Genomic DNA, 18,539 nt, shown 5'->3' with positions numbered 1-18,539 from the left:
TTTCTGACAAAGCTGCAATAGCTTCGGCTTCGAGTGTTTGGATGAGGTTCATGCCCCATTTAATCCTTATTCTTTTGTCGCACGTCAGAGGCAGGCTGAACCCGGGCGTCTTTGTAACGCCCCCAAAGGTCCGGTCTGCGTAACCGAGTAATCTCCTCTGCCTGTTGTTTCCGCCAAGCAGCTATTTTCGCATGATCCCCCGATCGCAACACTTCAGGGATCATACGCCCTTCCCAATCATTGGGTCGGGTGTAGTGCGGATATTCAAGCAATCCTTGTTCAAAGGACTCTTCGTCACCGCTGGAAGACGCGCCCATTACGCCGGGAAGCAGCCGAATGCAAGCGTCTAACAGCATCAACGCCCCAATTTCGCCGCCCGACAGGATGATGTCGCCCATTGAAACTAGCTCGATTTCAGAGTGGGCATCAAAAAAGCGCTCGTCAAAGCCCTCAAACCGGCCACATAGCACGGTTACACCGGGTCCAGCGGAAAGTGCACGGATACGCGCTTGCGTGATTGGCGTGCCGCGTGGGGTCATCGCGAGGATTGGGGATTCAGGTTGCGCCGCAGACGCATGGCCGACCGCGGCGGCAAGGATATCCGCCCGCAATACCATCCCTGCGCCGCCGCCCGCGGGTGTATCATCAACGGTGCGATGTTTGTCCGTCGCAAAGTCGCGGATCTGTATAGGCGCACAAGACCATTTCCCCTCCTCCAGCGCACGGCCAGCCAAGGATATCCCCAGCGGCCCCGGGAACATTTCAGGGTAGAGAGTAAGTATTTGAGCGTGAAAGCTCATCGCTTGAAAACGCTAAAAACCCAGCGCCAAAAGCGGACCTCAAGCAGCGCTAATTTCGCCAAAAACGGAGGCATACCGACATCTTCGAGCTGTTTCGAGCCAGTGTCGGGTTTAAACAAAATTTTGAATAAGGCCACCATGATGCGGACCTCAATCAAAACCAAAACAGCAAGCCCAGCATAACGGAGCCAAGCGAGTTGCGGCAGAACCATCTGGCTTTCGATAGGTACCAGCTTAGTCGCCAGCCATATGCCTAGACACTGGAGTGCAATTATCCGGATGATTAGATTTTTGGAAGTCAACGTCCTGCGATAGCACAACGCAAAGAGCAGTGGCAAAGTGAACAGGACGTCAAACAAGACGACTAATTCCCAATAGCCAAGGTCTTGCGGCGGCAAAGTGTTGGTGAGCAACCACACAATCACACCCGAAGAGAGAGCCACTGGCCAAAACCAATTTTCCTTTAATCGTTCAGTCATAACCAAGCCCCCATCAAACCGTCCAATTCTCAACCTTCAACCCCGGCACGTCGGCGAAATGTTTTTCGTTATTGGTTACCAAGACGGCACCCAGTGCAAGCGCGTGGGCCGCAATTAAACGATCGAAGCTCCGCCTGTTAACCCCAATGCGCTGTACCAACATCGCATAATGCTCCGCAGCGAGATGGTCGAAATCCATATTGGTGACGATCGACAAAAACCGTTCGGCTTTTTCCCGATCACCCTCTGGGTCGTTCGATTCTCTCGGCCCAACCAGAAGCTCGGCTGCGGTTATGGCAGAAACGTATAAACCTGATTTGAAGTTGTCTTTAACCCGTTGCCGCGCAATATCGCTGCGGCCATCCACAAAATCGATGCAGATGTTGGTGTCAAGAAGATACAATCACGCCACCGACTTGTGGGACGACGTATCCCAGACGCGATCATCCTGATCAATGTTTCCTCGGCCATGTTTCATAAAGCCGGGCGACATGCTGCCATATAGGCTCATCAGAACCGTCAATGCTTCGGATTCTTTCCATATCGAAATGCGCCCGCTCTTATGGGGAAGAATGACTACGTCATCTCCTTCCACGAACCCAGCACCTTTCGGCAACCGCAGGGCGACAGAGTTGCCCGATTTGAATGCTTTAGTGGTCCATTGTCGCGCCATTACAGCCTCCGTATATCAAGCCGGTATATACTAAATCACGAACGCCGCGTCAATGACGATGCGCCCGTCGGCTTGGGCACCCCATTCAGGTACAGCGTCCGCAGTCATCGGGACCATGAACTTTTTGCCGGGCTTGCCGTCGGCAGAAGGCATCTGAATTTCAAGGACATCGCTCGCGCCGAAATTTTCGACGGCGACACAAATGCCAAGGTCATTGCCATCGGTCGACACGCATGGCAGACCCAAAAGGTCGCTGTAATAATATTCGCCCTCACCCAATGCCGGCAAAGCCTCCCGTGGGACAGTCAGGAGTGTGCTGCGCAGTTTTTCTGCGGCATTCCTGTCGTTGATTTCGGCGAAGCGCGCGATTGCGCCGTCTTTGGTTGGACGGAGCGACTTTACCGTGAGCGTCCCGTCATTAAAGCTCTTGTATCGTTTCAAGCTGTCTACACTATCTGCAAACAGCTTGAGACGGACTTCGCCCGTCACGCCGTGCGCGCCAGAAACGGCGGCAAGCGTGACGGTGTTGTCGGTCAAGGTTAGCCCTCGGCCTTTTCTTCAGTTGCTTCTTCAGCAGCCGGTGCGGCTTCTTCAGCAGCAGATTCAGCAACAGGCACTTCTTCGACGACAGGCGCTTCTTCGGCGACAGCTTCGGCTGGTGCGGCTTCTTCAGCGGCAGGCGCTTCTTCAGCGACAGCTTCAGCAGGCGCAGCTTCTTCGGCGGCAGGCGCTTCTTCAGCGGCAGCTTCGGCTGGTGCAGCTTCTTCAGCGGCAGGCGCGTCTTCGGCGACTACTTCAGGCTCTGGCTCAGGTGCTGGAGCGGCGGCGGCTGCAGCGGCCGCTTCTTCTGCTTCTGCAAGCTTAGTAGCCTTGTCTTCCGCACGATCCTTGGCTTTCTGGCCCGGCTCACCCTTGTTCGGGTTGCTCTTGACCTTACGCTCTTTGACGCCAGCGATGTCCAAAAAGCGGGCTACGCGGTCCGATGGCTGTGCACCAGCGGCGAGCCAATGCTTCGCGCGCTCTGTGTCCAAGATCATGCGCTCGGCGCTGTCCTTTGGAAGCTGCGGGTTGTAGCTACCGATACGCTCGATGAACTTCCCGTCGCGCGGTGCGCGGGCGTCGGCTACGACGATTTTATAATAAGGGCGCTTTTTCGAACCGCCCCGCGACAAACGCATTGATAATGCCATAAAACTAACTCACCTTTCTTAAAATACTTTCATTAGAACAATATATTATTTCTTTTTATTCAAAAGTCTTGCGAGGTCAGGTGGCATCCCGCCACCCACGCTCATTCCGGGAAATCCGCCCATGCCAGGTGGCATCGCGCCGGGGGGAAGGCCGTGCATCCCCTCCATCGCGCCACCCAAGTCGGCACCACCTTTGCCGCCACCAAACATGGCAGCAAGGCCCTTGAGGCCGCCCATTTTGCGGATGCGCTTCATCGCGCTCGCCATTTCCTGATGCATTTTGATCAGCTTGTTGACGTCTTGCACCGTCATGCCAGATCCTTTGGCAATGCGGATCTTACGCTTGGCGTTCAACAATTCTGGCTTGGCGCGTTCTTTCGGTGTCATCGAACCGATGATGGCGTCCATATGCACCAGTAACTTATCGTTCATGCCGCTGGCGTCCATCGCCTGCTTGGCCTTTTTCATGCCCGGCATCATGCCAGCAAGGGCGCCAAGGCCACCCATCTTGGTCATCTGGCGAAATTGGGTGCGCAGGTCGTCCATGTCGAACTGGCCCTTGGCCATTTTGGCCGCGAGTTTATCCGCGTCCTCTTTTTCGACCATCTCGGACGCACGTTCGACCAAGCCGACGACATCGCCCATGCCCAATATACGCCCTGCAACGCGGCTTGGGTTAAATGCCTCAATGGCGTCAAGCTTCTCGCCAACACCCGCAAATTTGATGGGCTTGCCGGTAATGGCGCGCATCGACAGCGCGGCACCACCACGGGCGTCACCGTCCATGCGGGTCAGAACGATACCAGTTAGATCAACGCGTTCGCCAAAGCTTTTGGCAACGTTGACGGCGTCTTGACCCGTCAGAGAGTCGACAACGAGCAGGATTTCTTGCGGCATTGCGACCTTCGCCACATTGCTCATTTCGTCCATTAACTGCTGATCGACGTTCAAACGACCCGCCGTGTCGAGCATCAGAACATCAAAGCCCTGCAACTTTGCCGCCTGCATTGCGCGCTTGGCAATATCTACTGGCTGCTGCCCCTGCACGATCGGAAGCGTTGCAACTTCAATCTGCGTACCAAGCGTTGCCAACTGCTCTTGCGCCGCCGGACGATTGACGTCCAGCGATGCCATCAGGACTTTTTTGCCCTGCTTGGCCTTAAGCATCTTCGAAATTTTCGCGGTCGTCGTAGTCTTACCCGACCCCTGCAAACCAACCATCATAATGATGGCAGGCGGCGCAACGGCAAGGTTCAGGTCGCTTTGTTCCGCGCCGAGCATCTCGACCAGCGCATCGTTAACGATTTTGACGACTTGCTGGCCAGGTGTGACTGACTTCAACACTTGCGCGCCGACGGCTTGCTCGGTCACCTTGTCGATGAATGTACGAACGACAGGCAACGCAACGTCAGCCTCAAGCAAGGCAACGCGCACTTCGCGCATCGCCTCACGCACATCGGCTTCGTTCAACGCACCGCGACCGCGCAGGCGATCAAACACCCCTCCTAACCGGTCGCTCAGCTTGTCAAACATCGACATTCCTTACCAAATCACCCCATATGGGGCATAAACGAACAAAAAGCCGGTGAGCGAATCTTCGCCGACCAGCTTGGAAACTAAGTATTTCCAACAAAAATTGAATGGCAGAATTCCTGCCTTACTGTGTTGTTTACCAACCTAGTCATCCGAATGCAAATCATTCCGTGTGGCGGGGGACCCGATGACGGTTAGCATGAGCGGTGGACACTCCGGCCTGCAGGCCCTAAATCGCCACGGATGGCAAAAAGCGTTTTTCACAAGATGCATGGACTGGGTAATGACTTTGTCATTATCGATGCGCGCGCATGTCCGATGGAAATGCCCCCTGCCCGCGCGCAGGCGATTGCCGACCGGAAGCACGGTATTGGCTGCGACCAGCTAATCCTTTTGCTATCCTCCAATGTTGCCGATGTCGCCATGCGTATTTTTAACGCGGATGGCAGCGAAGTCGAAGCATGTGGCAATGCCTCGCGCTGCGTCGTTGCTTTGTTGAAACAAGACCTGCAAATCGAAACAAAAGGCGGGATTATTTCCGGACGATTGTCCGGCAACGACGTGACCGTTGCCATGGGTGAAGCCAAGTTTGACTGGCAAGACATACCCCTCGCTTTTGCCATGGACAGCGGTTCCCTGCCCCTTGCGTGGGAAGAACTAGCAAGCCCCATGGCGGTCAACATGGGCAACCCACATGCCGTGTTCTTTGTAAGCGACGCCGATGCGGTTAATCTCGCGCAGCTTGGCCCAATCATTGAGCATGATGCCGCTTTTCCAGAACGCGTAAATGTCAATGTCGCGTCCATCGACGGCAATGAAATCCGCCTGAATGTATGGGAACGCGGCGCTGGCCTTACGGGCGCATGCGGCACAGGGGCCTGCGCCACGGCTGTTGCCGCGATCAGGCAAGGCAATGTTCAGTCACCGGTTGTTGTGCACCAAACCGGTGGCAGTTTGACCATCGCATGGGCACCGGGGCAACCCGTCATCATGTCGGGAAGTGCGACCTATGTCTTTACCGGGCAAGCCGACTGGGATGATTTTGGATGAACGTCCCGCTGCAGAAACCTGAAGTTATCAGCATGGGCTGCCGCCTTAACTTGGCCGAGAGCAATGCCTTGGCCGAGCAACTTGCCGGGCATGACGACATTGTCATTATTAACAGTTGTGCCGTAACCAATGAATCCGTGCGCCAAACACGCCAAGCTATTCGTCAGGCCTATAAGCGTCGCCCCGAGGCCCGCGTTTGGGTGACAGGCTGCGCCGCACAAGTGGAGCCTGAAACCTTTCAAAACATGCCCGAAGTCGCCGGCGTGTTTGGCAATCATGAAAAGCAAAATGCTGCGTTGCTGCGCGAGATAATCAATCGCCCCGATCGACCAATTGTCGTGTCGGACATTATGACAATCGCGCAAACCGCGCCGCATTTGGTCACCGCATACGCGGGCAAGACGCGCGCCTTTGTTGAGGTGCAAAATGGCTGCGACCATCGCTGCACCTTTTGCATAATACCTTATGGCCGCGGCAACAGCCGCTCTGTTCCAGCGGGTAGCGTAATCGAACATATTCAAAAGCTGGTGGACACTGGTTTTCAAGAAGTGGTACTGACAGGTGTCGATGTGACCAGCTATGGCCATGACCTGCCCGGGCAGCCAAATCTCGGCTCGCTCGTTGAGCGTATCTTAAAGCTTGTGCCAAACCTTCCACGCCTTCGTCTTTCGTCCATCGACGGCGTAGAAATTGACGCGCGGCTGTTTGACCTGCTGACCGGTGAAGCGCGTATCATGCCGCATGTCCATCTGTCCTTGCAGGCAGGTGATAATATGATCCTGAAGCGCATGAAACGACGCCACAGCCGTGAACTGGCGATTGACCTTGTCGCGCGATTGAAAGCAAAAAGGCCCGACATTGCCATTGGCGCTGACATAATCGCCGGTTTCCCGACCGAGGATGACGCCATGTTTGCCAACAGTGTCGACCTCATGCGCCAATGTAATGTCGTCCATGGGCATATTTTTCCGTACTCACCCAAAAAGGGCACGCCAGCGGCGCGCATGCCACAATTGCCACCACAGATTATCAAGGCCCGCGCCAAGACATTGCGCGATGCGGTGGCGACCGAAAAGGCCGCTTGGATAAAGGCGCTTATTGGCAGCACCCAAAATGTGGCCGTCGAAAGCGGCGGCTTGGCTGGTCATGCGGAAAATTTCGCGTATCTGAAGCTGAATAAAATGATGCCGGAAGGCCATATCGTATCGGTCCGCGTTACGCATATCCAAGACAAAGTTTTACAGGCAGAGGTTATCGAATGAGCGAGAATGCTGGATGGACGGACCGTTTGTTCGGCGGCCTTAAAAAAACGTCAGGTAAGCTGACGGAGAATATTGCTGGACTTGTGACCAAGGCAAAGCTTGACGCAAGCGACCTTGACGAAATTGAGGATGCGCTGATTGCCTCTGATCTTGGTCCAGCCATGGCATCGCAAATCCGCGACAAGATTGCCGCTGGCCGCTTTGACAAGGGTATTGATGCCGATGGCATAAGGCAGATCGTCGAGGATGAAATTGCCTCGGTCCTTGCGCCAGTCGCGTCTCCGCTGGAAATTGATGCTTTCCCGCGCCCTCAGGTGATTTTGGTCATTGGCGTCAATGGTTCAGGCAAGACGACCACAATCGCAAAGCTCGCCAATCTATTTCTGGAACAGGATTATGGCGTCATGCTGGCGGCGGGCGATACATTCCGCGCAGCCGCCATTGGCCAATTGAAGATTTGGGCAGAGCGCATTGGCGTACCCATTGTCACAGGCCCCGAAGGCGGCGACGCGGCGGGCGTCGTATTTGACGCCGTCAAAAAGGCAACAGCCCAAGGGATTGATGTCCTGATCGTCGATACGGCGGGCCGTTTACAGAATAAACGCGAGTTGATGGATGAACTCGCCAAAATCCGCCGTGTCTTGGGCCGCCTGAACCCGGCCGCACCGCATAATGTTGTGCTCGTGCTTGACGCCACAACAGGACAAAATGCGTTGTCACAGATTGAAACCTTTAAAGAAGTTGCTGACGTGACAGGGCTCGTGATGACAAAATTGGACGGCAGCGCGCGCGGCGGCATATTGGTCGCGGCGGCGAAGCAATTCGGACTGCCCATCCACGCCATTGGAGTCGGTGAATCCATTGAAGATTTGCGGCCATTCAACCCGCAAGATGTTGCCCGCGCGATTAGTGGCGGTTCGTTGTGAGCGCGGCCACTGCAACGCAAAAGCCATCGGGCAGGCTGAACTTCGTCCTCGATTTCGGACCATTGTTTTTGTTTTTTATCGCGTCAAAATTAGGCAGTTCCAACACCGACCCAAAACAGGGCGCAATTGTCGGCACAATGGCGTTCATGGCGGCGATCATCGTCGCGGTGATTGTGTCAAAGTTCAAGCTGGGCAAGATTTCGCCAATGTTGAAGCTCACGGCGGCCTTAGGCGTATTCTTCGGCGCGTTAACAATCTGGTTTCATGACGAACGCTTTATCCAGATCAAGCCGACCATCATCTATGTGTTTTTTGCGGCCTTGCTAATTGGTGGCTGGCTGCGCGGCAAAGCAATGCTGAAATATGTTCTGGAGGCAGCCTATCAGGGTCTGAGCGAATCTGGCTGGTTGAAGCTGTCGTTAAGTTGGGGTCTGTTTTTCTTCGCACTCGCGGGATTAAACGAAGTTTTCCGCCAGCCCGAATGGTTTTCGTTCGACACGTGGCTTTCGATCAAAGTGTGGGGTGTAACCGCTCTCACCTTCCTTTTCGCCTTGGCCAACATCCCTATGCTGATGCGCCACGGCTTGAAGCTCGGCGATGATGCCGAGCTTCCGCCGCAGGGATAAACGTTAGTTTTGGTCGGCGCGTGATGCTCCGTTGCCATCGAGATTTTCGGCGACAAATTCCCAGTTGACTGCCTTGTTCAACAACGCATCGACATAGTTTGGGCGGGCGTTGCGATAATCGATATAATAAGCATGTTCCCATAGATCGATCGTTAGTAATGGCTTCATATCATGCGCAACGGGCGTATCGGCGTCATGCAGCGACGTGATTTTTAGTGTAGCGCCATCCAAGACTAACCACGCCCAACCACTGGCAAAATGGCCAACAGCTTCTTCTTTCAGCTTCGCCAACATACCTTCATGACTACCAAAGCTCTCATCAATCATCGTTTTCAGCTTGCCCGTCGGTGCCTGCTGCTCTGGCGTAAGGCATTTCCAGTAGAAACTATGGTTCCAGATTTGCGCGGCGTTATTGAACACCCCCTTGTTATCTTGGTTTTTGGCGGCGGCGATAACTTCAATCAACGAGGCACCCAACAAGGCGGCATCATCCGCAATCAACATGTTGGTTTTATCGACATAAGCCTTGTGATGCTTGCCATGGTGATAATCAAAGGTTTCGGCAGAAATGAGATCACCAAAGGCGGATTTGTCGTACGGCAGGTCGGGGAGAATGAAGGACATTGCGTATCTTTCTGTATCGGATGGTTCGGAAGCAAACGCATCGGGGCAATCCCCGTTCCGTCGGTCACGCACTTCTAACGCAGAAAATATGTGACAAGCCTCACCCATACAGATAGGCATCATCGCATCAGGGGCAATACCGCCTGAATGCCTAGGGGAGAAAACATGGCAAAATTTTTTGGAAATCTTCATCTGGTGCTGGTCGCCGGTCTCGTGCTGTCATTTGCAGTAATGTTTGGCTTGGACGGCGACGGCGTCACGGCGCAATCGATCACACGTTGGCTCCATACATTTTTTGGGATAGTCTGGATCGGATTATTATATTATTTCAACTTCGTGCAAATCCCAACGATGCCGAAAGTCCCTGCTGAACTTAAGCCTGGCATTTCGAAGCACATTGCCCCGTCGGCGTTGTTCTTCTTCCGCTGGGGCGCGGCGCTTACCGTGTTGTTTGGTTTGATCATCGCGGTTCAAGCTGGCTATGCGCATGAAGCGTTCACCTTGCAAGATCCTTACAAGCTGATTGGCGTTGGCATGTGGCTTGCAGTTATCATGGCGTTCAACGTCTGGTTCATCATCTGGCCAAACCAGAAAAAGGCGCTCGGCATCGTTGAAGCCGATGACGCGACAAAAGCAAAGGCAGCGACGACTGCGATGATGACATCGCGTTTGAACACATTGCTGTCGATCCCGATGCTGTACACAATGGTCAGCTTTAACGGCGGCTAAATCCGAGTATCCGGATTTCAAAGAAGGGGTGGCACATGCCGCCCCTTTTTTTATCCCAACAGATCGTGCTTTTTCAGCGTATGACGTAATTGATCATAGCTGAGATTGAGCGCCTTAGCCGTCTGGCGTTGGTTATACCGACATTTTGCCAGCGCGTGCTCCAATACGGCCTTTTCAAATTTCTCGGTCGCCTCACGATAGTCGGTCACGTCCTCGGCTTGGCTTAGGTCCGTCGAATAACGCGTCTCGGCGGCACTGTTCTGATGATCGGCTTGCACCTGAGCCGGCGCAGAAGCCGCCACCCCACCGCGCCATGGGCTGTCAAACGGGTCGAATTGAATATAATCGACTGGCTGCGCCGCGTCGGCCCAGCGATATACGGCGCGCTCCACAACATTGCGCAGTTCGCGGACATTACCCGGCCAGAGATGGTTTTCCAAAGCGCGAGTGGCAACTTCCCCAAATCCGGGCCAGCCTTCCCAACCCAATTCAGCCGCCATCTTGCGCCCATAATATTCGGAGAGGACCTCGATATCGCCTTCGCGCACACGTAAGGGCGGCAAGGTGATGACCTCAAAACATAGCCGGTCAAGCAAGTCAGCCCTGAACCGCCCCTTGTCGACCATATGCGGCAGATGTTCATTGGTCGCAGCGACAATCCGCACGTCAACGCGCATGGGCCGCGATGAACCAATGCGTGTGACCTCACCATATTCAACCGCCCGCAATAGCCGCTCCTGCGCACCCATGCTTAAGGTACCAAGTTCATCCAAGAACAGCGTTCCGCCGTCGGCCTCTTCGAAACGGCCTTCACGTGCCCGCGTCGCGCCAGTAAATGCCCCTGCCTCATGACCAAATAATTCAGCTTCAATGAGCGTCTCTGGCAAAGCGGCGCAGTTTATGGTGATCAAGGGCCCATCCCAGCGCGAACTGAGGCGATGGAGACGTTCGGCAATCAACTCCTTGCCAGTCCCGCGCTCTCCTACGACCAAAACAGGGCGATTGAGCGGTGCAGCGCGGCTTGCACGTTCCACAGCATCCAAAAATGCGGTTGATTGACCAATGAATTGAACGCTGTCCCGATCCATGTTCAAATATTGGCATATTTCACCATAGAGTCGCAATAATTACTATCAACTCTCTGGCGCAATTTTTGAGAAATGGCAGAAATACAACAAAAACGCCAATTGGCACGGTCCCTGCAGTGTATCTCGCAAGCCAGTAAAATTGGCAAACAACATAGGAAAGACATGCAATGCGCAAAGATATCGAAATCGGCAATCATCCAAATGGACAAGATAGCCATCTCTGGTTGGCAGTCGCCTTGTCCTTCGCGATGATCTTTACGAGCTATGCGGTGTCAGTTCTGAACCACCGCAACGGCGGTGAGATCAGCGCGCATACCCAACCGAATAGGCCAATCGTCGTCAGCTATCTTGCCTGACTTCGGTTGCCTGCGACCGGAGTGTCCTAGCTCCCCCGCGTCACAAAGACACCCGGTCGCCACCCTTTTGAATGCAGTCACCAATACACATTATCGGAGTTACCCCATGGGCATATTTTCACGAACCCGCGATATCATCGCTGCCAATGTGACCGACCTTCTCGACAAGTCACAGGACCCGGCCAAGATGATCCGCATGATCATATTGGAAATGGAAGAAACGCTTGTCGAAGTCCGGGCCTCTGCCGCGCGCACCATCGCCGACCAAAAAGAATTGCGCCGCCATATCGACAAGTTGAACACGCTTGAAACCGACTGGACCGACAAAGCCCATCTAGCGCTGTCAAAGGAGCGTGAGGACCTTGCGAAAGCGGCCTTATTGGAAAAGCGCAAGGCGACGGATATGAAAGAGCAATTAACCGCGGAGGTCGATGTTCTGAACGATGCGCTTAAGGCGTCCGAACAGGATATTCACAAGCTGCAAAAGAAGCTTGCCGACGCCCGCAGCCGCCAGAACGCATTGATGACACGCTTGGAAAGCGCGGAAAATCAAGTCAAGCTGCGCACGATGTACAATGGCGACAAGGTCCGCGAGGCATTTTCCCGCTTCGACGTGCTTGAACGCCGCGTCGATGAAGCGCAGGGATATGCGGACTCGCTCGCCATCGGTTCAGATGCGCCGCGCACTTTGGGCGACGAAATCGCAGCGCTTGAGAGCTTTGATGTCGTCGATGCCGAGTTGGAAGCAATGAAAAAGGCCATGAAGGCCGACCACAAAAAGGAAGGCTAAGCCATGGAAGACATACTTGTCCCCGTCATGGTCGTCGGAATGCTATTTGTCGCACTCCCATGGCTCGTACTCCATTATGTCACGCGCTGGAAAACCGCTGCAACGCTAACCAATGATGATGAACGGATGCTCGGCGATATGCATGAACTGGCGCGCCGGTTGGAGGATCGCCTCGATACGGTGGAGCGCTTGGTCGCGCAGGAAAATCCTGATTGGAAACCACGCCGTATGGAACTCGATGCGCCAGATTTTGACCCAGAAAAAATACGTAGGCTAGAAAGGAACCGCTGAAATGTCAGGGAAACACACCAAATTCTATCTCGATAAGCAAAATGCTAAATGGAAGGGCGTCTGCGCCGGAATTGCCGACTACACTGGCGTTGACGTTCTCTGGGTTCGTCTGGGCACAGTCATGCTCACGCTCATGGGCGGCTTCCCTTGGACGCTGATCGCTTATGTGATCACCGCCTGGATGGCCAATCAGAAACCACTGCATCTGTATACCGACGACCGCGAAGATCAAAAATTCTGGCAAGGCGTTCGCCAATCACCTGCCCGCACCACCCGCGACATTCGTTCACGCTTTCGGGAAATCGACCATCGCTTGGCCGACATGGAAACTTATTATGTCAGCAACAATAAGCAGCTGGCCGACGAAATCGAAAGCCTACGTTAACCAAGGGCTAAGAAGGGATTTATAATGAACTTTGGTGGGCCCAGTTTCGTCATCGCAATGGTTGCTCTTTTTACAGTCGGTTGGCTGGTCAACAACTGGATCCGTGCCAAGCATGGCTATCCCTTGGAAGATGAATGGGGCGGTAAGTCAGCGCTGACCGATGGCGACTATCCCGAAGCCGAACGCAAGATCATGCTTTTGAGCAACGAGAATGAAACGCTGAATGGCAAGATCGGGCATTTGGAAGAACGCGTGGCCGTGCTCGAACGGATTGTCACGGATAAGGCCGGTCGATTGTCCGAAGAAATCGAAGCTCTTCGTGGACCAAGCAGTTAAACGTTTTCGAGCAAAGCTGCATAGATAAAGCTACGCAAACAGAGGAGGACTTTATGGGCCCGTTTGAAATGGTCGTTGCGATTATCCTGATCGTCACTGTCGGCAAGATTATCCAGACGAAGCAAAAAGCCAAGCATGGCATAGTTGAGGATCAGGACTTTATGGGCACAAAAACCCATCGCCTGTTGAACAGCGCGGAAACGCAGCAGATGCAAGACGAGATCAAATCACTGAGAGAACGTATTCAGGTTCTGGAGCGCATCGCGACCGAGAATGAAAGCGCCAATGATCTTAACCGCCAGATAGAGGAACTGCGCAACCGGTAACGGCGCGCGGATTGAAAGGATGGAACCATGGAACAGGATCCCAATGTCTACATCATCATCGGCGCTTTTGCGCTGCTGTCCATAGGGATTGTCTCCTCGCTAGGGTTGCGCGGATGGCGCGACTGGATTGCGCTAAAGCATGCCGAGTTGGACATTGCCCGCCGCAGCAACGACGCGCCCTTGCCATCAGCAACGTCGCGTATCGAAGTCGCTGACTTAAAAGAACGCGTCAAAAAGCTTGAGGCTATCGCGGCAGGGATTGATATCTGACCCCCGCAGCCATATGCGGGGACCATGACCTCACTCACCGACATTCAAGAAGAATATGAATTTCTCGAAGCCGACGACCGTTATCGTTTGTTGATCGATTTGGGCCGCGAGCTGGCGCCTATGCCAGATGCCCTGAAAACCGATGCAACATTGGTCAGGGGTTGTTCGGCAAGTGTCTGGGTGTATCCCGTCACCGACAATGTTCAGCTTTCGTTTATGGCGGACAGCAATGCCGCGATCACCAAGGGCATCATCGCGCTTGTGCTCAAAACGGTAGACGGCAAAAACGCCGCTGAAATTTTGGGAACAGATATAGAGAATGCCCTCGCCCCATTTGACCTGAAGAACCAACTCAGCTCAAACCGAACACAGGGCATTCCTAATATGATATCGCTTATCCGCGAAACAGCCGCGCGTTATGTCACCTGAACTGGCCTGATCCCCAGCCAAATCGCAAAGGCCGGAAGGCGGGGCAACAGCAACCGGTCAAACAGCCATAGGACCAGCAATGAAACGGCAAGTAATGGCAACAATATGGCCAGCACACCGATGATCACGACCACCCCGCGTATTTTCTGCGGCACTGCAGGGGCAATAGGCGCCCCAAGCGCGTCGACGGGCTTACGCCGCCGCCACATCATAAAGCCCGATAGAACCAAAGTGATCAGGCCCAACGCGGTGAGAACAGCAACAAGCTGATTGATCCAGCCAAAAAGCTGCCCCTCGTGCCATGCAATTCCATAATTCACGGCGCGGTCAACGACATGCTTATCCGCAAAGCCTGTTCGAGACAGCTCCTTGCCCGTCGCAACGTCAAAGCTGATGCTGCGGTTTAGGGGCCGGTTTTGCGCCTCCGACTTAATAGTCCAAGCCATTGGCGTGGGAGGGCCAAAACGCTCCGGCTCCCCCGGCGGTTTCACCAACACCGGATGCGGCAGCTTTTCCAATTGTGCTTTGGCCACCATATCGGCGAGGCCAATAAGCGGTATGCCGGCGGCCTGCATTTTCATCATGGCATCATGATCATGCTCGGCATGTGGCCCATGGCTACTTGTTTTCCAGTCCTGCGCGCCTTGGACAAGGCCTAGCTCAGCCCTTACTAGTCGAAAGGCATCGCCCCAGACACTCGCCCATGGCAGCCCTGTAGTCAGCAAAATAAGTGCCAGCCCTGAAACCCAGAAACCAGTCACCGCATGTAAGTCGCGCAAGAATACCTGATTGCCCTTAGCTAATCTGGGCCAGACGACGCCCCTAAGCCCCTGCCCGCGGGGCCAACACATATACAGACCGGTCAGGATCATCACTATGGCCCAACAGGCGGCCAGTTCCACAATCCAATCCCCCATTTTGCCGATCAAAAGCGAACCGTGAATGCGGGACACCGTTGCGGAAATTCGGCTTTCAGGATCGATGCTGCCCAACACTTTACCCTGCGGCGACACATAAACGTCGCGCATATATCGGCCATCGGCGAGGCCGATATGGATCATTGCGGCGTCCCCGTCCCGCGCGGGCAATCGGTAGCTGTGAAACTGCGCGCCGGGATGCGCGTCCATGACCACCGCAAGTTGTGCATTGGGGGACACGGCTTGTTGGGTGGAAAGATTGCTAAAAGCGCGCTCCTCCCAACGATCCAATTGCGGCTTGAACACATAGATTGCGCCTGTTGTCGCCAGCACAAGAACCAGCGGCATGACGAACAAAGAGGCATAAAAATGCCAGCGCCAAATTGTACGGTAGAATGATGTATTTTCCATTCTATAAACTCCCAAATGCGATTTTGAGGCCGCCCATTTTGGCTGGATGCGTAAGCGCGATTATGACTGATAAGCACGCCGCAGTGGCGCGCAAAAACGATGAAAATTTCATGTCATTTTCCTAAATCTAAACGGGAAATGGACCGCGAAGCAGCCTTATGGTTTAGATGTAAGACGGTGGCCCAATGGCGGGGGGTGGCGGCGCGGCAAGGCCGGCGCCAACTGCCACTTCGGGTTTGGCGAAAACGGGTATCGGTAGAGCAACTGGGCCCATGGCCATTTGTAAAGCAGCTGGCGGAAAGTCCGCCGCAAGTGTGGCGCCTGCAAAAGCACAAGGTTGATGTTCAACCGATTTATCTTTTGAAGGATCTTCCTGGTGCAGCTTGCCCGATTTATCCATCCAGACGGTTTGGGTATCCATCCCTGCACAGATGGTCAGCGCAAAGCTGCGCTCGGCAGATGGCATAAAACCGGCAGGAATAATGACACGCATGGCCAGCGCCAGCACTATGAATGCGGCGGCAAGACTGCGGATAGGCGACAATGTCCGAATCACTCAGGCGCTATGCGCTTGCGATTTCGGCCACGCAAAGTGCTAGCCCTTCCACTCACGGCGTTCTTCCGCGACGCGCAGGACGTCATACGCCGCCTGCCCTGCCTGAAACGCCTTGGCCGCATCGGCATTGCCGGGGTTCACATCAGGATGCGTTTCCTTGGCAATTTTGCGCCACGCCTTTTTCGCATCCTCAAAAGTGGAATCGCTTTCCAGACCTAAAATATCCAGCGCGTGCATTTCATCACGGCTTCGGCTGCCGTCGCCGGACCCTGCCCAGCCATAATGCGCGGATTCCTTATAGCCCGAAGAATCCCGGCGCTCATTGGCCTCGCGCTCGTCAGCCTCTTCCTTGGTCAGTCCCTCAAAATAGTCATAACCGCGATTATACTCGCCCGCATGCTCTTCACAGAACATCCAGCGTTCGGGATTGTTAGGGGATTTTGGCGCGGGGCAGTTTCCAGCCTTATTGCAGCCATAACGGTCACATAGGCGCACCTGCTGTGCCTCGCTGCTACTGCCATAGCCTCGCCAGCGGGGAAAACCCCAGTCATTTCGTCGCGTAGATCGCACCATGCCGCCGACTTAGCGGCGGCATGCGCATTTTGCTAGGGGCGTAAACGCAATTTATGCGCCGGACAGCGTGCTGGTCGCTCCACCGAGGCCAGTGAAAGATTGTTGGACTATGTAAACGATAAACGACCCAACGAGATACGCCAAAATGACTACTACGGTCATCCCGGCTACTTTTTCTTTCGGAACCCTCAAAACGGGATGCAAACCCAAATAGATCAAGTACACAGAGTAAGCTAGACCGCCGAGATAGACTATAAAACCCAAAATTGGGATTATCAAAAATATCGCAAAGACCCATGCAGGCGTGCCAGCATAAACGATTAGTTTGGTTGCTTGGATAAGCTCATTACCGCCATTGAAACTTGGCGAAATGGCCTTCACCAAATAGGCCATTGCCATCAGCAACACCAATCCCAACACATAACCCATGACCATCTGCGTAACTAAACCGCTTGCAGTAAGCTCGGCAGTCCCGCCTGCCCCATATTCAGACAGCAGCGAATTCAACAATAAACCTGCGGCGATCCCAATCAGCGCGGGTATCAACGCCAAAGGCGCTGCATAACCCGTAAACAGCCCACCAATAGTAGCGGGTTCAGATGCAATGACATTCCATTCATCCGCTGGTTTGATAATGATATTCTTGACGCGTTGCACAATCGACATAGACTTAGCCCTCCAGAATTAGCTTGGAATGGAGCAGAACATATTGATAGCAATATGTAAATATTGACGTTCGCGTCAACTCGCGAACATACGCGCATGGAGTAAAAAGCCAGAGGGTCTGTAAGCCGGGTTCTGTCCTCCACCTTCGCTAAAGCTTCGGCGGATGTGCGACCATTCATCTAGGCGACGCATTGCTGCGGCACTCATGCAACCAACCCGGGCGACTGGCAGGAGGATGCCATATGCCGCCCCTATTCGGTTTTGCTCCCGGTGGGGTTTGCCCTGCCATTTCTGTTACCAGAAACGCGGTGCGCTCTTACCGCACCGTTTCGACCTAGCCGCATCGAAATGCGGTGGACTATTTTCTGTGGCACTTTCCCTAAAATTGCTTTCGCCGGACGTTATCCGGCACCGTTCCTCGCTGGAGCCCGGACTTTCCTCCCCTTAGCAGTTACCCACTAAGCGGCGGTCGCCCAACCCTCTGGCGAGTGTCAGATAACAGAACTGCCCTCAACCGCCAAGAGCAAGCTGAACAAGATCGCGCGACATTCCCCGTCGATTACGCCGCCAATGTTTTCGGGGCGAAATCGTCGCTGAAATGCAACTGTGGCCGCTCGGCCATCGGCTATGCCATAGCCATAACGCTCCAACGCCAAAAGAAATGCGCCGTCGGACCAACCGGGATCAACCAGATTTGCACGTGGCCGTTTTATGGCAAGCCCAAGCTTGGCAAGCCGCTCCCAATCAAACAACTCGCCCGGATCTTCCTTGCGGGCCGGGGCAACATCGCTGTGTCCCACAACGTTGCGCGGTTCAATACCATAGGTCCGAACTAAGGCCGCAACCAATTGGGTGACTGTGTCCATTTGCGCTTCAGGAAACGGGCGATAGCCAAATTCGTGACCGGGATTGGCAATCTCAATGCCAATGCTGGCGCTGTTGCAATCGGTTACGCCGCGCCAATAAGAAAGTCCGGCATGTTGGGCGCGTTGTTCTTCGCGCACCATATACACCAACTGTCCATCTTCATCGACCACATAATGCGCCGAAACCTTGGACGCCGGGTTCGCCAGCCAGTTAATGGCAGCCGCGCCGGACTGCATGCCGGTATAGTGCAGAACGATCATGCTGATGGGCAGGCTACGCTCGCCGAAATTGGGTGATGGGTTCCAGATCATAGTCATGACGAGACCATAGGTAAGTCCGGAGCGACGTGCAATATCAGGTCCGCACACTCTTTACGCCGCGTCCTG

Annotated in this window: 26 protein-coding genes, 1 other RNA gene and 1 pseudogene; 13 read left to right on the top strand and 15 right to left on the bottom strand. The window is 54.3% G+C overall.

Features of this window, described 5'->3' with window-relative positions; genetic code table 11:
• Positions 1-59 precede the first annotated feature (59 nt).
• The 7 genes and pseudogenes from trmD to ffh form a co-directional block, all read right to left on the bottom strand.
• Positions 60-800 carry a tRNA (guanosine(37)-N1)-methyltransferase TrmD gene (trmD, locus tag Q0O07_RS07895; protein ID WP_295492287.1) on the bottom strand — a complete coding sequence of 247 codons (741 nt, stop codon included), beginning with the start codon at positions 798-800 and terminating at the stop codon, positions 60-62.
• A complete protein-coding gene (locus Q0O07_RS07890) occupies positions 797-1,279 on the bottom strand; it encodes a hypothetical protein (RefSeq protein WP_295492286.1) in 483 nt (160 codons plus the stop codon). Before Q0O07_RS07890 ends, trmD begins: the two co-directional genes overlap by 4 nt.
• A gap of 13 nt (positions 1,280-1,292) precedes the next feature.
• A complete protein-coding gene (locus tag Q0O07_RS07885) occupies positions 1,293-1,682 on the bottom strand; it encodes a type II toxin-antitoxin system VapC family toxin (RefSeq protein WP_295492285.1) in 390 nt (129 codons plus the stop codon).
• Positions 1,683-1,952 (bottom strand): AbrB family transcriptional regulator, encoded by a 270-nt coding sequence (locus tag Q0O07_RS07880; RefSeq protein ID WP_295492284.1) that lies wholly within the window; start codon positions 1,950-1,952, stop codon positions 1,683-1,685.
• Between the two features lie 30 nt (positions 1,953-1,982).
• Complete coding sequence (rimM, locus tag Q0O07_RS07875) at positions 1,983-2,489, bottom strand: ribosome maturation factor RimM (RefSeq protein WP_295492283.1); 507 nt, start codon at positions 2,487-2,489, stop codon at positions 1,983-1,985.
• Positions 2,490-2,671: 182 nt separating this feature from the next.
• A pseudogene (rpsP, locus tag Q0O07_RS07870) lies at positions 2,672-3,142 on the bottom strand (30S ribosomal protein S16); the annotation flags it as partial.
• A 45-nt stretch (positions 3,143-3,187) separates the two neighbouring features.
• Positions 3,188-4,675: a signal recognition particle protein gene (gene ffh, locus Q0O07_RS07865; protein ID WP_295492282.1), complete on the bottom strand. Its 1,488-nt coding sequence runs from the start codon at positions 4,673-4,675 to the stop codon at positions 3,188-3,190.
• Between the two features lie 243 nt (positions 4,676-4,918).
• Between ffh and dapF the strand changes: the two genes are divergently transcribed.
• From dapF to Q0O07_RS07845, 4 genes are read left to right on the top strand one after another with little or no spacing between them, the layout of a single operon-like run.
• On the top strand, positions 4,919-5,725 hold the full coding sequence (gene dapF / locus Q0O07_RS07860; protein WP_295492281.1) for a diaminopimelate epimerase: 807 nt from the start codon (positions 4,919-4,921) through the stop codon (positions 5,723-5,725).
• Positions 5,726-5,733: 8 nt separating this feature from the next.
• Positions 5,734-6,987: a tRNA (N(6)-L-threonylcarbamoyladenosine(37)-C(2))-methylthiotransferase MtaB gene (gene mtaB, locus Q0O07_RS07855; RefSeq protein ID WP_295492289.1), complete on the top strand. Its 1,254-nt coding sequence runs from the start codon at positions 5,734-5,736 to the stop codon at positions 6,985-6,987.
• On the top strand, positions 6,984-7,913 hold the full coding sequence (gene ftsY / locus Q0O07_RS07850) for a signal recognition particle-docking protein FtsY (RefSeq protein ID WP_295492280.1): 930 nt from the start codon (positions 6,984-6,986) through the stop codon (positions 7,911-7,913). Before mtaB ends, ftsY begins: the two co-directional genes overlap by 4 nt.
• Positions 7,910-8,539, top strand: coding sequence for an inner membrane-spanning protein YciB (locus tag Q0O07_RS07845; protein ID WP_295492279.1), 630 nt, complete (start codon positions 7,910-7,912; stop codon positions 8,537-8,539). The genes ftsY and Q0O07_RS07845 overlap by 4 nt, the downstream gene beginning before the upstream one ends.
• 3 nt (positions 8,540-8,542) lie before the next feature.
• Here the strand turns inward: Q0O07_RS07845 and Q0O07_RS07840 are convergent, their stop codons facing one another.
• Entirely contained in the window at positions 8,543-9,163 is a 621-nt protein-coding gene (locus Q0O07_RS07840; RefSeq protein ID WP_295492278.1) for a superoxide dismutase, read from the bottom strand.
• 165 nt (positions 9,164-9,328) lie between these two features.
• Here Q0O07_RS07840 and Q0O07_RS07835 point away from each other — a divergent pair, with 165 nt between their 5' ends.
• Positions 9,329-9,892: a urate hydroxylase PuuD gene (locus Q0O07_RS07835; RefSeq protein ID WP_295492277.1), complete on the top strand. Its 564-nt coding sequence runs from the start codon at positions 9,329-9,331 to the stop codon at positions 9,890-9,892.
• 50 nt (positions 9,893-9,942) lie between these two features.
• On the opposite strand, the gene pspF is transcribed toward Q0O07_RS07835, so the two are convergent.
• Positions 9,943-10,980: a phage shock protein operon transcriptional activator gene (pspF, locus tag Q0O07_RS07830; protein ID WP_295492276.1), complete on the bottom strand. Its 1,038-nt coding sequence runs from the start codon at positions 10,978-10,980 to the stop codon at positions 9,943-9,945.
• Positions 10,981-11,147: 167 nt separating this feature from the next.
• Between pspF and Q0O07_RS07825 the strand changes: the two genes are divergently transcribed.
• The 8 genes from Q0O07_RS07825 to Q0O07_RS07790 all read left to right on the top strand — a co-directional run bounded on the left by Q0O07_RS07825 (position 11,148) and on the right by Q0O07_RS07790 (position 14,163).
• Complete coding sequence (locus tag Q0O07_RS07825) at positions 11,148-11,336, top strand: hypothetical protein (RefSeq protein ID WP_295492275.1); 189 nt, start codon at positions 11,148-11,150, stop codon at positions 11,334-11,336.
• A gap of 106 nt (positions 11,337-11,442) precedes the next feature.
• Positions 11,443-12,126, top strand: coding sequence for a phage shock protein PspA (pspA, locus tag Q0O07_RS07820; RefSeq protein WP_295492274.1), 684 nt, complete (start codon positions 11,443-11,445; stop codon positions 12,124-12,126).
• 3 nt (positions 12,127-12,129) lie between these two features.
• On the top strand, positions 12,130-12,417 hold the full coding sequence (pspB, locus tag Q0O07_RS07815; RefSeq protein WP_295492272.1) for an envelope stress response membrane protein PspB: 288 nt from the start codon (positions 12,130-12,132) through the stop codon (positions 12,415-12,417).
• Position 12,418: 1 nt separating this feature from the next.
• Positions 12,419-12,802, top strand: a complete 384-nt coding sequence (gene pspC / locus Q0O07_RS07810) for an envelope stress response membrane protein PspC (protein ID WP_295492270.1) — start codon at positions 12,419-12,421, stop codon at positions 12,800-12,802.
• Positions 12,803-12,826: 24 nt separating this feature from the next.
• A complete protein-coding gene (locus Q0O07_RS07805; protein WP_295492268.1) occupies positions 12,827-13,138 on the top strand; it encodes a hypothetical protein in 312 nt (103 codons plus the stop codon).
• 53 nt (positions 13,139-13,191) lie between these two features.
• Positions 13,192-13,464 carry a hypothetical protein gene (locus Q0O07_RS07800; RefSeq protein WP_295492266.1) on the top strand — a complete coding sequence of 91 codons (273 nt, stop codon included), beginning with the start codon at positions 13,192-13,194 and terminating at the stop codon, positions 13,462-13,464.
• A 27-nt stretch (positions 13,465-13,491) separates the two neighbouring features.
• Complete coding sequence (locus Q0O07_RS07795; RefSeq protein WP_295492264.1) at positions 13,492-13,734, top strand: hypothetical protein; 243 nt, start codon at positions 13,492-13,494, stop codon at positions 13,732-13,734.
• Positions 13,735-13,758: 24 nt separating this feature from the next.
• Positions 13,759-14,163, top strand: a complete 405-nt coding sequence (locus Q0O07_RS07790) for a SufE family protein (RefSeq protein ID WP_295492262.1) — start codon at positions 13,759-13,761, stop codon at positions 14,161-14,163.
• Here Q0O07_RS07790 and Q0O07_RS07785 read toward each other — a convergent pair.
• The 6 genes from Q0O07_RS07785 to Q0O07_RS07760 form a co-directional block, all read right to left on the bottom strand.
• Positions 14,151-15,491, bottom strand: a complete 1,341-nt coding sequence (locus tag Q0O07_RS07785) for a PepSY domain-containing protein (protein ID WP_295492260.1) — start codon at positions 15,489-15,491, stop codon at positions 14,151-14,153. The two genes, Q0O07_RS07790 and Q0O07_RS07785, sit on opposite strands and share 13 nt — an antisense overlap.
• A 163-nt stretch (positions 15,492-15,654) precedes the next feature.
• Positions 15,655-16,047 (bottom strand): hypothetical protein, encoded by a 393-nt coding sequence (locus tag Q0O07_RS07780; RefSeq protein WP_295492258.1) that lies wholly within the window; start codon positions 16,045-16,047, stop codon positions 15,655-15,657.
• Between the two features lie 39 nt (positions 16,048-16,086).
• The gene (locus Q0O07_RS07775; protein WP_125230064.1) at positions 16,087-16,620 is read right to left on the bottom strand and encodes a J domain-containing protein; all 534 of its coding nucleotides are present in this window, start codon (positions 16,618-16,620) and stop codon (positions 16,087-16,089) included.
• A gap of 51 nt (positions 16,621-16,671) precedes the next feature.
• Positions 16,672-17,286, bottom strand: a complete 615-nt coding sequence (locus Q0O07_RS07770; protein ID WP_295492255.1) for a Yip1 family protein — start codon at positions 17,284-17,286, stop codon at positions 16,672-16,674.
• A gap of 105 nt (positions 17,287-17,391) precedes the next feature.
• Positions 17,392-17,771, bottom strand: an RNA gene (gene rnpB, locus Q0O07_RS07765) — RNase P RNA component class A.
• Positions 17,772-17,777: 6 nt separating this feature from the next.
• Positions 17,778-18,470: an N-acetylmuramoyl-L-alanine amidase gene (locus Q0O07_RS07760; RefSeq protein WP_295492253.1), complete on the bottom strand. Its 693-nt coding sequence runs from the start codon at positions 18,468-18,470 to the stop codon at positions 17,778-17,780.
• Between the last annotated feature and the right edge of the window lie 69 nt (positions 18,471-18,539).

Origin of the sequence: Sphingorhabdus sp. EL138 (genome assembly GCF_945890115.1) — a bacterium.
Taxonomy (GTDB): Bacteria; Pseudomonadota; Alphaproteobacteria; order Sphingomonadales; family Sphingomonadaceae; genus Sphingorhabdus_B.
Note: the sequence above shows the minus strand (reverse complement) of the source record. Positions and strands in the feature narration are given on the sequence as shown.

Coding starts and splice junctions, on each gene's coding strand:
- pspF (WP_295492276.1), bottom strand. CDS start 10,980: ATGGATCGGGACAGCGTTCAATTCATTGGTCAATCAACCGCATTTTTG.
- pspB (WP_295492272.1), top strand. CDS start 12,130: ATGGAAGACATACTTGTCCCCGTCATGGTCGTCGGAATGCTATTTGTC.
- Q0O07_RS07790 (WP_295492262.1), top strand. CDS start 13,759: ATGACCTCACTCACCGACATTCAAGAAGAATATGAATTTCTCGAAGCC.
- Q0O07_RS07835 (WP_295492277.1), top strand. CDS start 9,329: ATGGCAAAATTTTTTGGAAATCTTCATCTGGTGCTGGTCGCCGGTCTC.
- Q0O07_RS07770 (WP_295492255.1), bottom strand. CDS start 17,286: ATGTCGATTGTGCAACGCGTCAAGAATATCATTATCAAACCAGCGGAT.
- trmD (WP_295492287.1), bottom strand. CDS start 800: ATGAGCTTTCACGCTCAAATACTTACTCTCTACCCTGAAATGTTCCCG.
- Q0O07_RS07775 (WP_125230064.1), bottom strand. CDS start 16,620: ATGGTGCGATCTACGCGACGAAATGACTGGGGTTTTCCCCGCTGGCGA.
- pspC (WP_295492270.1), top strand. CDS start 12,419: ATGTCAGGGAAACACACCAAATTCTATCTCGATAAGCAAAATGCTAAA.
- Q0O07_RS07890 (WP_295492286.1), bottom strand. CDS start 1,279: ATGACTGAACGATTAAAGGAAAATTGGTTTTGGCCAGTGGCTCTCTCT.
- ftsY (WP_295492280.1), top strand. CDS start 6,984: ATGAGCGAGAATGCTGGATGGACGGACCGTTTGTTCGGCGGCCTTAAA.
- dapF (WP_295492281.1), top strand. CDS start 4,919: ATGGCAAAAAGCGTTTTTCACAAGATGCATGGACTGGGTAATGACTTT.
- pspA (WP_295492274.1), top strand. CDS start 11,443: ATGGGCATATTTTCACGAACCCGCGATATCATCGCTGCCAATGTGACC.
- ffh (WP_295492282.1), bottom strand. CDS start 4,675: ATGTTTGACAAGCTGAGCGACCGGTTAGGAGGGGTGTTTGATCGCCTG.
- Q0O07_RS07760 (WP_295492253.1), bottom strand. CDS start 18,470: ATGACTATGATCTGGAACCCATCACCCAATTTCGGCGAGCGTAGCCTG.
- Q0O07_RS07880 (WP_295492284.1), bottom strand. CDS start 1,952: ATGGCGCGACAATGGACCACTAAAGCATTCAAATCGGGCAACTCTGTC.
- Q0O07_RS07825 (WP_295492275.1), top strand. CDS start 11,148: ATGCGCAAAGATATCGAAATCGGCAATCATCCAAATGGACAAGATAGC.
- Q0O07_RS07840 (WP_295492278.1), bottom strand. CDS start 9,163: ATGTCCTTCATTCTCCCCGACCTGCCGTACGACAAATCCGCCTTTGGT.
- Q0O07_RS07805 (WP_295492268.1), top strand. CDS start 12,827: ATGAACTTTGGTGGGCCCAGTTTCGTCATCGCAATGGTTGCTCTTTTT.
- Q0O07_RS07795 (WP_295492264.1), top strand. CDS start 13,492: ATGGAACAGGATCCCAATGTCTACATCATCATCGGCGCTTTTGCGCTG.
- Q0O07_RS07785 (WP_295492260.1), bottom strand. CDS start 15,491: ATGGAAAATACATCATTCTACCGTACAATTTGGCGCTGGCATTTTTAT.
- Q0O07_RS07800 (WP_295492266.1), top strand. CDS start 13,192: ATGGGCCCGTTTGAAATGGTCGTTGCGATTATCCTGATCGTCACTGTC.